Origin of the sequence: Dickeya parazeae Ech586 (assembly GCF_000025065.1) — a bacterium.
Lineage (GTDB): Bacteria > Pseudomonadota > Gammaproteobacteria > Enterobacterales > Enterobacteriaceae > Dickeya > Dickeya zeae.
Window position 1 is genome coordinate 755964 of record NC_013592.1, and the last position, 12430, is coordinate 768393.

The 12430-nt window shown below is 52.7% G+C and carries 9 protein-coding genes; 4 read left to right on the forward strand and 5 right to left on the reverse strand.

Going from position 1 to position 12430, the window contains the following annotated elements; genetic code table 11:
- Positions 1-7: 7 nt before the first annotated feature.
- Together DD586_RS03435 and DD586_RS03440 are read right to left on the reverse strand one after the other, a co-directional pair.
- Positions 8-895, reverse strand: a complete 888-nt coding sequence (locus tag DD586_RS03435; protein ID WP_012883414.1) for a carbohydrate ABC transporter permease — start codon at positions 893-895, stop codon at positions 8-10.
- Complete coding sequence (locus DD586_RS03440) at positions 885-1757, reverse strand: carbohydrate ABC transporter permease (RefSeq protein ID WP_012883415.1); 873 nt, start codon at positions 1755-1757, stop codon at positions 885-887. Before DD586_RS03440 ends, DD586_RS03435 begins: the two co-directional genes overlap by 11 nt.
- A 237-nt stretch (positions 1758-1994) precedes the next feature.
- On the opposite strand from DD586_RS03440, the gene DD586_RS03445 reads away from it, so the two are divergent.
- The 4 genes from DD586_RS03445 to DD586_RS03460 all read left to right on the forward strand — a co-directional run bounded on the left by DD586_RS03445 (position 1995) and on the right by DD586_RS03460 (position 7714).
- The gene (locus DD586_RS03445; protein ID WP_012883416.1) at positions 1995-2423 is read left to right on the forward strand and encodes a TOBE domain-containing protein; all 429 of its coding nucleotides are present in this window, start codon (positions 1995-1997) and stop codon (positions 2421-2423) included.
- Positions 2424-2687: 264 nt separating this feature from the next.
- A complete protein-coding gene (gene lpxP / locus DD586_RS03450; RefSeq protein WP_404830704.1) occupies positions 2688-3611 on the forward strand; it encodes a kdo(2)-lipid IV(A) palmitoleoyltransferase in 924 nt (307 codons plus the stop codon).
- Positions 3612-4490: 879 nt separating this feature from the next.
- Entirely contained in the window at positions 4491-5858 is a 1368-nt protein-coding gene (locus DD586_RS03455; RefSeq protein ID WP_012883418.1) for an NCS2 family permease, read from the forward strand.
- 209 nt (positions 5859-6067) lie between these two features.
- Positions 6068-7714: a Na+/H+ antiporter gene (locus tag DD586_RS03460; protein ID WP_012883419.1), complete on the forward strand. Its 1647-nt coding sequence runs from the start codon at positions 6068-6070 to the stop codon at positions 7712-7714.
- A 53-nt stretch (positions 7715-7767) separates the two neighbouring features.
- On the opposite strand, the gene actP is transcribed toward DD586_RS03460, so the two are convergent.
- The 3 genes from actP to acs all read right to left on the reverse strand — a co-directional run bounded on the left by actP (position 7768) and on the right by acs (position 11858).
- Complete coding sequence (gene actP, locus DD586_RS03465) at positions 7768-9426, reverse strand: cation/acetate symporter ActP (RefSeq protein ID WP_012883420.1); 1659 nt, start codon at positions 9424-9426, stop codon at positions 7768-7770.
- On the reverse strand, positions 9423-9734 hold the full coding sequence (locus DD586_RS03470; RefSeq protein WP_012883421.1) for a DUF485 domain-containing protein: 312 nt from the start codon (positions 9732-9734) through the stop codon (positions 9423-9425). Before DD586_RS03470 ends, actP begins: the two co-directional genes overlap by 4 nt.
- A 162-nt stretch (positions 9735-9896) precedes the next feature.
- Positions 9897-11858 carry an acetate--CoA ligase gene (gene acs, locus DD586_RS03475; RefSeq protein WP_012883422.1) on the reverse strand — a complete coding sequence of 654 codons (1962 nt, stop codon included), beginning with the start codon at positions 11856-11858 and terminating at the stop codon, positions 9897-9899.
- Positions 11859-12430: the final 572 nt, after the last annotated feature.

The following is a 12430-nucleotide window of genomic DNA, read 5'->3' on the forward strand; positions in this document are numbered from 1 at the left end:
AAACCCCTTATTTTATTCCTGAGAAACCAAAACTTCTCAGGAACTGTTTTTGGAAAGCAATAAACGCCAGCATTAACGGCAGGCATACCATCAGCGTACCAGCGCTGATCATTCCCCACTGACCGCCAGACTCCGCGCCCATCGCAAATGACACTAACCCGACGGTCAGCACCTGCTTGTCCGGGTCGTTGAGCATCATCAGTGGCCACAGATACTCGTTCCAGTGATAGGTAATGCTGACGGTGGCAAACGCCAGAATGGAAGGCCAGGACATCGGCAGCAGTACGCGAAACAGCACCTGCCACCAACGACATCCCTCCATCAGCGCAGCCTCTTCAATCTCTTTGGGAATAGCCAGAAACGCCTGGCGCATCAGAAACACGCCGAATGCTGAAGTGAAATAGGGCATCATCACGCCGGTTAGGGTATTGAGCAGACCGAATGCCTTTAGCGTCATCATGTTGGGCACCATCATCACGACTGGCATGATCATCAACTGCACCAAAAACAGCAGAAACAGCGTCTGTTTGCCGCGAAACTCGTGGCAGGCGAACACGTAACCCGCCGTGGTGATGGTCAGTAACTGGACGAAAAAGGTACCAAAGGTAAAGAAAATCGTATTGGCATACAGGCTTATCCAGTCAGCGCTTTGCCAGGCATCGCGGAAGTTATCCAGCGTTAATGGCCAGCGCGGTAACAGTGAGGCCATGCCGGTGCCAAAGGTGGTGGCGCTAAAAGCGGATGACAGCATCCAGATAAACGGGCTGACCCAAAGCAACGCGGCACAGATCATCAGTAGACTCAGCGTCGCGCGCCTTGATTGGCGCCAACGCAGCCAGGTCGGTAACGGGGCTCGTGTCGAGCAGACAACGGCGGGGGAAATATCAACGCTCATAATGTGCCCCTTTCTCGAGAACTTTCAGGTTAATCAGCGAGAAGACGAACAGACCGGCCAGCGTCAGAAAGGTCGCGGCGGAGGCTTTGCCGAGGTCGTGGGTGTCCCAGGCTAAATTCTGGATGTAATACAGCAGCACGGTAGTGGCGTTATCTGGTCCACCGTGGGTCATGACCGCTACGTGGTCAATCTGGGTGATGGAGTAAATTAGCGCGGTGGTAATGACGAAGCTCAACGTTGGGCGCAGCAGCGGCAGCGTGACGCGGAAAAACACCTGTGTTGGCGTAGCGCCTTCCATGACAGCGGCTTCTCGGGTAGACGGCGGGATGCTTTGCAGACCGGCCAAAAAGAACAGCATGTAATAACCGGCGAACTTCCACACACCAATCAACGCGAGTGCCAGCAGAGCGCTATTGCTACGGCCCAGATAATTGTTGTTCATCGGACCGAACAATTTGGCCAGGTAGTAATCCAGCAAGCCGATACCCGGCATGAAGATAAACAGCCACAGTGCGGCGGCACTGACCATCGGAATGATCATCGGAAAGAAGAAGGCGGTACGTAGCCAGCGATTGACCGCGTGGTTCTCCCATAACGCTACGGCCAACATCAGCGCCAGTACCACGCCGGGGATGACCGTCAACAGGATGTAGATCAGATTATTGAACACGGCACGCCAGAAAACGGTGTCATCCAATAGACGAATCACATTTCCCAGACCGACAAATGGGGCATTGGCGCTAGCCATGCGGGTATCGAACAGGCTGTCATAAACGGAACGAAACAGCGGAAAATAGGTAAACAGCAGTAGAAACAATAAAGAAGGCGACAGAATCACCCAGGGGAGCCATTTTTTTTGCATGGTGATAGTTTTCGCATGTTGATGGTTAATGCCAGTCAACGAATTTCGGTAAAAACGGAACACATATGCTGTGCGGGGAATACTGCAAGGGCATGGCAGGTCGGTGACGATTTGGTGACGGTAGTTTCCAGAAAATAAAACCAGCGCGGATGGCTTGTGCTGAGGAGGGAAAAGGCGTTTGATGGATACGCTTCATCCGATTTAGCGGTTATACACTGATTCATCCAGGAGGGGGATATGTCCGTTTCTGCACGAAACCAATTAAGCGGCACTGTGGCCAGTGTTACCGAGGGGGCTGTTAACAGTGAAGTGGTGCTAACGCTGGAAAGCGGAGAAACACTCACTACGGTCATCACCCGCAATAGTGTGGTGACTCTCGGGCTGGCGCCAGGCAAACCAGCGCTGGCGTTGATCAAAGCGCCATGGGTGATTCTGGCATCGGCAGATTGTGGCCTGAATTTCTCGGCCCGTAACCAGTTTAGCGGCACGGTTAGTCGTATTGTCGACGGTGCAGTGAACGCGACAGTGCATATCACCACCACCAAAGGATTAAAACTGACCGCCAGTGTAACCAATGACAGTGTGCAGGAGATGGGGTTATACGCGGGTTCTGCCGTGATTGCGTTGATTAAGGCTTCGAGTGTGATTCTGGCAACCCGCGCCTGACAAACGGTTCGTGGTTGTTCACAATCTTTACACTCGATGCTCTCCTTTCCGTGACCGATTTCGGGTAATCTGGGTAACCTCGTAGTGGCAGAGAAGCATGGGGTTTATTGGCGCGTTCTCTGCTGCCTGTTTTTCCTCTTTTTTCACATTGACCGTTTTTCACATTAACTGTGTTTTCCTTCGTGCTGTCTGGATACTGAGAATAGCAGTCGTACATGGTTGGTTTGTTAAAACTGGCTGGTATGACTTTCAAGAAGATATTCGATAATGACTCAACAAACCTTTACCAAGGACTTGTTCCACCCTCGCTACTGGCTGCTGTGGTTTGGCCTTGCGGTGTTATTTTTGCTGGTGCAGTTGCCTTATCCGCTACTGATGCGGCTGGGAAGCTGGCTGGGACGCACCTCCCGCCATTTTCTCAAGCGGCGGGTGAACATCGCGCGTCGTAATCTGGAGCTGTGCTTTCCCGAGATGTCGGCATCTCAGCGTGACGCGCTGCTGGAGGCGAATTTTGCATCGCTGGGGATGGCGCTGATGGAAACCGGCATGGCCTGGTTCTGGTCGGATCGGCGAGTCAAAGCCTGGTTCGAGGTATCCGGTTTTGAAAACCTTCAGCAGGCGGGGCGTGAGCAACGTGGTGTGATGGTGATAGGCATTCACTTTATGTCACTGGAATTAGGTGGCCGCGCGATGGGGCTATGCCAGCCGATGATGGCGATGTATCGACGCCATAACAATAAAGTTATGGAGCTGGTGCAAACCTGGGGGCGTTCTCGTTCCAATAAAGCCATGATTGATCGCAAAGATTTGCGTGGCATGGTGCAGGCGCTGAAAAGCGGCGAAGCGGTATGGTTTGCGCCGGATCAGGACTATGGCCCCAAAGGTAGCGTATTCGCACCGTTCTTTGCGGTGGATCAGGCGGCGACAACCTGCGGTACGTTCACCATTCATCGGTTAGCCAAGCCGGCGATGATCACTACGGTGTTGATTCGCAAACCAAACCATCAGGGGTACCAGTTGGTCATTGAGCCGGAGCTGGAAGATTACCCGAGTCAGGATCAACAGCAGGCAGCGCAATACATGAACCAAGTGATTGAGCGGGAAATTCTGCGTGCGCCGGAACAGTACTTATGGCTGCATCGCCGTTTCAAGACACGTCCGTGTGGCGAGGCGTCGTTGTACCGATAACAGTTTTGTACCGATAACATGCGGTACAACGCAAAGGCGCAACCAGTCTAAAAACAAGAGAGATAAAAAAAGTGGCAGCCCCAGGGCTGCCACAATTCAAGAAGGAGAGAATAATTTGATGATTAACGGAACAGCGCGTAAGGACGGACACCGCGGTAGGTTTTGCCCAGCGCTTTTAGTAGTTGAGTGATTTGACGGACAAGACTCATGGTGTTTCCCCCCAACGCATAAAAGAATTACTGGTTGAACGTACCGAAGTGGATGTTGAAGTTTTCAAACATAGCGATAATTTTGTGCAGCAGTTTCATTGTCGTATTCCTCTGTGTGATTCATTATTTATGTGACGTTGTTCACGGTTTTAAAGATATACCCAGCCCAGGGAATGGTCAACTTTTTTTGTGAACTCCATCACAAAAAAATAAACGTACAGTCTGCTCTTCCTGAACCATGGTTTTATTTTCTTTCATACTCAATGCATTGCTATGTGAACGATGTCAGCTGGTTGCCAGGTGGGTGGCTTTGCTGGCTCTGTGTTGCGCAGGGTTTGCATCATTTTCAGCACAACCATGATGCGTATGCAGGGAATAGCAGTTGAAATGGATGTCCCGAAGGCAGGATAATCTGCCGCCTCAACAACAACTGGCAGGATTCAGCCGCCCTGTAACGCAATGGTTAATCGTTTGCGTGTCGGGCTGGCGGGGGGAAAGCGGCAGGTTTACGGCGTCTGGCAAGGGCGTTGATGCACACCGTTTTTCGAATGTTGACCAGGCGTCGGCTACCGCGCGGTGATAACTCGCCCGCGTAATAACCCGGCGTTTGATAGCCAGTCGTTTGATAACCAATAGCATTTGATAACAACGACATTTCAGGGGATACACCATGTCCAATACCACTCGTCAGGCTGACGATGCGGCTCGTCCCGCAGGCGCGCTTGATGCCTTTTTCAAGATTACACAGCGCGGCAGCAGCGTTCGTCAGGAAGTGCTGGCGGGTCTGACCACGTTTCTGGCGATGGTTTACTCGGTCATCGTCGTACCCGGCATGCTGGGCAAAGCAGGCTTTCCGCCTGCGGCTGTGTTTGTCGCTACCTGCCTGGTGGCGGGGTTCGGTTCTCTGTTGATGGGGCTGTGGGCCAACCTGCCGATGGCGATTGGTTGCGCGATCTCGTTGACGGCGTTTACTGCTTTTAGTCTGGTGCTGGGGCAGCATATCAGTGTGCCGGTAGCACTGGGTGCTATCTTCATGATGGGCGTGCTGTTCACGGTGATTTCTGCGACCGGCATCCGTTCCTGGATCCTGCGCAATCTGCCAATGGGCGTGGCGCACGGTGCGGGTATTGGTATCGGGTTGTTCCTGCTGATCATTGCGGCGAACGGCATTGGTCTGGTCATTAAAAACCCGATCGATGGTTTACCTGTGGCATTGGGGCATTTCACCGCGTTCCCGGTGATAATGTCGCTGATCGGTCTGGCTGCAACCATCGGTCTTGAAAAACGTCGCGTACCGGGTGGGATCCTGCTGGTGATCGTCGCTATTTCGGTCATCGGCCTGATTTTTGATCCGAACGTGAAATACCAAGGGCTGTTTGCGTTGCCGAGCCTGACGGATGCCAATGGTCAGTCGCTGATTTTCAGCCTCGACATCAAAGGCGCGTTGCAGCCGGTGGTGCTGCCGAGTGTACTGGCTCTGGTGATGACGGCGGTATTTGACGCGACGGGAACCATCCGCGCGGTAGCTGGTCAGGCTAATCTGCTGGATAAAGACGGACAGATTATCAACGGTGGTCGCGCGTTGACCGCAGACTCCATCAGCAGCATTTTCTCCAGTCTGGTGGGAACCTCTCCGGCGGCGGTTTACATTGAATCGGCGGCGGGTACTGCCGCAGGTGGCAAAACCGGTTTGACCGCGACGGTAGTTGGCGTGTTGTTCCTGCTGATCCTGTTCCTGTCGCCGTTGTCCTACCTGGTGCCGGCTTATGCCACAGCACCTGCGCTGATGTATGTCGGCCTGCTGATGCTGAGCAATGTGTCCAAACTGGATTTCAACGACTTTGTCGACGCTATGTCCGGCCTGGTGTGTGCGGTATTCATCGTACTGACCTGTAACATCGTGACCGGCATTATGCTGGGCTTTGGCTCGTTGGTGCTGGGCCGTCTGTTCTCCGGCGAATGGCGTAAACTGAATGTCGGCACGGTGATTATCGCCGTGGCGCTGGTTGCCTTTTACGCTGGCGGTTGGGCGCTTTAAACCTGGTTTATCGTATCTGGCACGAAGGGGAACATGGGTTCCCCTTTTTTATCCTGCAGTGCCAATGTGATGATTTTTTGTCATCGTTTCCTGTTCATCACACACTATCTTGTTATTATTCATAAAGATCACCCATCGGCGAGTGCAGTCCGCCCTTGATGGCAGCTAACCGGAGTCCTTTCATGTAACGGCAATTAACCAAGGAACACATGGAAATATTTTTCACCATTCTGATCATGACGTTGGTCGTGTCGCTTTCCGGCGTGATGACGCGCCTCCTACCTTTCCAGATACCACTGCCATTAATGCAGATTGCGCTCGGCGCCATGTTGGCGTGGCCGCAGTTCGGCCTGCATGTCGACTTTAATCCAGAACTGTTCATGGTGTTGTTTATCCCGCCCTTGCTGTTTGCTGACGGCTGGAAAACCTCGACCCGTGAGTTCCTGCATCATATGCGCGAAATTCTGGGCCTGGCACTGGTGTTGGTGGTGATTACCGTGGTGGGTATTGGTTACCTGTTACATTGGATGATCCCAGAAATGCCGCTGGTCGCCGCGTTTGCGCTGGCTGCCGTATTGTCTCCCACCGATGCGGTCGCGCTGTCCGGCATCGTCGGTGAAGACCGGATCCCTAAAAAACTGATGGGGATCCTACAAGGGGAGGCGCTCATGAATGACGCCTCTGCGCTGGTATCGCTCAAGTTTGCCGTGGCGATTGCCATGGGCACCATGGTGTTTACCGTGTCCGGCGCGACGCTGGCGTTCTTGCAGGTAGCGCTAGGGGGGTTGTTGGCCGGGATCGGTATTACCTGGGTATACAGCAAGTCTCTGTCGCTGCTCGGCCATCAAAACGATGATGATGCTGCTACCCAGATCGTATTGCTGTTGCTGCTGCCGTTTGCGGCTTACCTGATTGCCGAGCATTTCGGTGTGTCGGGCATTTTGGCTGCGGTCGCATCGGGTATGACGATAAGCCGAACCCAACTGCTGCGACAGGCACCGCTTAACATGCGGCTGCGGGCTAACGGCGTGTGGAACATGCTGGAATTTGTGTTCAACGGCATGGTGTTCCTGATGCTGGGGCTGCAACTGCCGGGCGTGATTGAAGAGTCGATTGTGCAGGCGGAACTGGACCCTACGATTGAAACCTGGCTGCTGTTTGCTGATATCGCGTTGATCTATTGCGCCTTGTTGTTGCTGCGTTTTGCCTGGTTGTGGCTGATGAAACTCTACAGCCGCTATGTGCAGAATAAACGCCCGATGTTGTTTGCCCGCTATACCGCGCGTGAGATCTGGATCAGTACTTTTGCTGGTGTACGTGGTGCCATTACGCTGGCGGGTGTGCTGTCGATCCCGCTGTTTTTGAACGGTGGTGAGCCGTTCCCATCCCGTTATCAACTGGTATTTATTGCTACCGGTGTGATCCTGTTTTCACTGTTGTGCGGTGTCGTGGCGCTACCGTTGCTACTTCGGGGGATTACCCTGACGGATCACAGCGTGCAGAAGAAAGAGGAACGCATGGCGCGAGTGACGATGGCGCAGGTCGCTATCGATTGCCTGAAAAAAATGCAGGAGCGTCTGGCGGCCGATAGGGAAGAGAATCTGGATGATCAGGTCCTGGCGGAGGTCAGCGCCCGCGTCATCGGTATGCTACACCGGCGTGTGGCAGGCACCGATGAACTGGAAAACAATATGGCGGTTGAGAATCTGGAACGGCGCTTTCGTCTGGCGGCGGTCAGTGCCGAGCGAGCCGAACTGTATCACCTGCGTGCTACGCAGCGCATCAGTAATGAAACGCTGCAAAAGATGCTGCGGGAACTGGACTTACTGGAAGCCATACTCAGCGAGAAGGTGTAAAAAAACCGGGGAGCAGGCTCCCCGATTTGTTGTACGTTTGTGCTTGTCTCGCGTTAGTGAGATGAGCTCTTGGAGATGCCAAGGCCGGTTTGTGAACGGATGAACTGCGCCTTGAATTTGCCGCGTTCTTCGACCGCATTAGCGGAGTTATCGGTAATGGAGAAAAACCAGATACCGATGAACGCCACCAGCATTGAGAACAGTGCCGGGTATTCATAGGGGTAGATTGGCGTCGCGTGACCGAGAATTTTCACCCAGATGGTCGGCCCCAGAATCATCAGAATAACTGCCGTCAACAGCCCAGCCCAACCGCCGATCATCGCTCCACGTGTGGTCAGCTTCGACCAGTACATCGACAGCAGAATAATCGGAAAGTTACAGCTGGCGGCAATCGAGAATGCCAGACCCACCATGAAGGCGATATTCTGGTTTTCGAACAGAATCCCCAGCAGGATAGCGACGATCCCTAACACCAGTACCGTGAGTTTGGATACTCTCAGCTCGTCGCGCTCGGTGGCCTGGCCTTTCTTGATAACATTCGAGTACAGGTCATGAGATACCGCAGACGCACCCGCCAGCGTCAACCCGGCCACTACCGCCAGAATAGTGGCGAAGGCCACAGCGGAGATAAAGCCCAGGAAGAAGTTACCGCCGACCGCATTGGCCAGATGTATCGCCGCCATATTATTGCCGCCGATTAACGCGCCTGCTGCATCTTTGAATGCCGGATTGGAGCTCACCAGCAGAATCGCACCAAAGCCGATAATGAAGGTCAGGAAGTAGAAATACCCCATGAAGCCGGTAGCAAAGAGCACGCTCTTACGCGCTTCTTTGGCATCGCTGACGGTGAAGAAACGCATCAGGATATGCGGCAGACCGGCAGTACCGAACATCAACCCCAGGCCAAGAGACAGCGCTGAAATCGGGTCGGACACCAGACCACCGGGTCTCATGATGGCAATGCCTTTCGCGTGAACCTTGGTGGCTTCGGTGAACAAGCTGTCAAAGCTGAAATTGACCGTTTTCAGTACCATGATTGCCATGAAGGTCGCGCCACACAGCAACAAGACCGCTTTGATAATTTGCACCCAGGTAGTCGCCAGCATGCCGCCAAACAGCACGTACATCACCATCAGAATGCCAACCAACACCACAGCGACATGGTAATTCAACCCGAACAGCAACTGAATGAGCTTACCGGCCCCCACCATCTGTGCTATCAGGTATAGCGCCACGACCACTAACGAACCGCAGGCCGACAGGGTTCGGATAGGTTTTTGCTGCAACCGGTAAGACGCCACGTCTGCGAAGGTGTAGCGACCAAGGTTACGCAGCCGCTCCGCTATCAGGAACAGAATGATCGGCCAGCCCACCAGAAAACCAAGCGAGTAGATAAGGCCGTCAAAACCGGAGGTATATACCAGCGCTGAAATGCCGAGGAACGAGGCGGCAGACATGTAGTCGCCAGCAATCGCCAGCCCGTTTTGAAAGCCGGTGATATTGCCGCCCGCCGTATAGTAATCACTACGCGAACGGGTGCGTTTGGATGCCCAGTAGGTGATATAGAGTGTTGCCGCCACAAATAGCACAAACAGTACGATAGCCTGAATATTCAGCGGTTGTTTCTGAACGTTGCCGGAAACGGCATCCGCCGCTTGCGCCCATATCGGTAGCCCCAGAAGACCGGTCAGCAGGAAAATGCGGCTTTTCATTTTTGCACCTCATTTAGCAATGCTTTGGTCAGGCGGTCGAATTCACTATTGGCACGGTAGACGTAAATACCGGTAAGCACAAAGGAGATGATAATGAGCCCGATACCCAACGGGATGCCGCGGGTCGTCCCCGCTCCGGGAGAAATAGGCGTTCCCAGCCAGCCCGGTGCAAAGGCGATCAACAGAATGAAACCGATGTACAACACCAGCATGATCAGCGAAAGAAAGGCGGCAAAACGTTGTCGTTTCTGAACCAGTTCTTTAAATAGCGGGTTATCTTCAATCCGTTGATAAATGAGATCATTCATCATAAATCTCCAGTCAGATAAGTCACGTCGCCTTGACAGGCGACTGTTTTTTAGGTGCCACCACACACCAGAACAACATAATTGTTACCAACAACATAATTGTTACCAACAACATATTGTTACCTGGTGCGGGCGGCGCTGTTTTTATCTATCGGATAACGGTTAAGACGGTGTGTTGCCCATGGCTTGTTTTTCTTCCAGCAATTTCTCTACTACGCCAGGATCGGCGAGGGTAGAAATATCACCCAGATTGCTGGTATCTCCGGCTGCAATTTTGCGCAGAATACGGCGCATGATTTTGCCGGATCGGGTTTTCGGTAGTGCATCGGTCCAGTGCAGAATATCGGGAGTTGCAATTGGGCCGATCTCTTTTCTCACCCAGTTGCGCACCTCGGTGTACAACTCGCTGGTGGGCTCTTCGCCATGATTAAGCGTGATGTAGGCATAGATAGCCTGTCCCTTGAGACTGTGCGGAATGCCAACCACCGCAGCTTCGGCGATTTTCGGGTGTGACACTAGTGCCGACTCAATTTCTGCTGTCCCCAGACGGTGTCCGGATACGTTCAGCACGTCGTCTACGCGGCCGGTTATCCAGTAATAACCGTCTTCATCACGGCGTGCGCCGTCACCGCTGAAATACATGCCTTTGAACGTAGAGAAGTAGGTCTGTTCAAAACGGTCATGGTCACCAAACAGCGTGCGAGCCTGACCCGGCCAGGAGTCAGTAATCACCAGATTGCCTTCGCAGGCACCGTCTTGCGGGTTACCGACGTTATCCACCAGGGCCGGTTGCACCCCGAAAAACGGCAACGTTGCAGAACCGGGTTTGGCTTCAATCGCACCGGGCAGCGGGGTGATCATGAATCCTCCGGTCTCTGTCTGCCACCAGGTATCAACGATTGGGCAGCGGCTGTTACCAATTTTCTTGAAGTACCATTCCCAGGCTTCCGGGTTGATGGGTTCCCCCACCGAGCCCATGATTTTGAGCGACTGGCGTGAGGTGCCCTCGATAGCTTTGTCGCCGTCTGCCATCAATGCGCGAATAGCAGTGGGAGCGGTATACAGAATATTGACCTGATGTTTATCTACGACCTGGCCCATCCGGCTGGCGGTTGGCCAGTTAGGTACGCCTTCGAACATCAACGTGATGGCACCGCAGGCCAGCGGGCCGTACAACAAATAGCTGTGGCCAGTGACCCAACCAACGTCGGCGGTACACCAATACACGTCGCCGGGATGGTAATCAAAGACATACTTAAAGGTTGTGGCGGCGTAGACCAGATAGCCACCGGTTGTGTGCAGAACCCCTTTGGGTTTACCGGTTGAGCCGGAGGTATACAGAATAAACAGGGGGTCTTCTGCATTCATTTCTTCCGGCGGGCAGTCATCGCTCGCCTGAGCAACCAACTCATGCCACCATAGATCGCGGCCATCCTGCCAGTTACCGGGTTTGCCGGTGCGCTGGAAAACGATGACATTGCTGACGCTGGTAACAGCAGGGTTACGCAGTGCTTCATCAATGTTCTTTTTCAGCGGGATCGTACGCCCGGCGCGGATCCCCTCATCGGCGGTGATCACCAGTTTGGCGCTGGAATCGACGATGCGCCCGGCGATCGATTCAGGGGAGAACCCCCCGAAGATAACCGAGTGCACGGCACCGATACGGGCACAAGCCAGCATCGCGACGGCAGCTTCCGGCACCATAGGCATATAAATGGCGACCACATCACCTTTGCGGATCCCTTTTGCTTTTAATACGTTGGCAAAACGGCAGACCGCCTGATACAACTCGCGGTAGGTGACTTTCTTACTTTCTTTGGCATCGTCACCTTCCCAGATGATCGCGGTTTGATCACCTTGCGTGGCAAGGTGACGATCGAGACAGTTCGCCGCGACATTGAGCGTACCGTCTTCGAACCAGCGAATGCGAACATGGCCTGGGTCAAAAGAGGTGTTTTTGACCTGCTGATAAGGTTTGATCCAATCGACGATCTTGCCTTGTTTCCGCCAGAAAGAATCAGGATCTTGCACCGATTCCTGATACATCTTTTTATATTGTTCGGCGGTGATTAAGGCGTTCTCCGCAATCGCGGTAGGTATAGGGTGTTTATTATATTGGCTCATAGCGCTTCTCCTTAAACATTGTTAATATTATGTCAATCAATGGTTAATAATAGTGAGCCATTAACATTTGTTTCTTTTTTGCGCGATGGATCACGCATTGCTGGAAAGGTTTCCAGATGTTTGCTTTTAAGAGTAGTCCCAGATCGAGAAGCGTGGGGCGCTGTTGCAGAAGTACACTGTTTTATGCGATTTCGTTCACATTTTTGCCGGTTGTAGCGGCCTGTTGAACTCGTAAAGGGAACGGTGAATGAAAATGACTATTCAATTGGCATTAACTATCATTAGCAAGATTTTGATCGGACGATATGATCAAACAGGCAAAAGATCGGCCTTATTTGAGCGATCGACCTCCAGCGAAAGCAGATATAGTGCTCACAATGCCTAAAGGGTCGCATTTAATGCCGCTCACAAGTTACGAAATTGTTTTCTTTGTAAGCAATTCGTAGCAACAAGTAGGCTGATTATTATGATAGGTAATTTCGACTTTCAGTCAGCCAGATAAAATGGGATATAATTTACCAAAGTATAATACTTATTATTGTTTGGACTACGTAATCACGTAGGAAATTAAG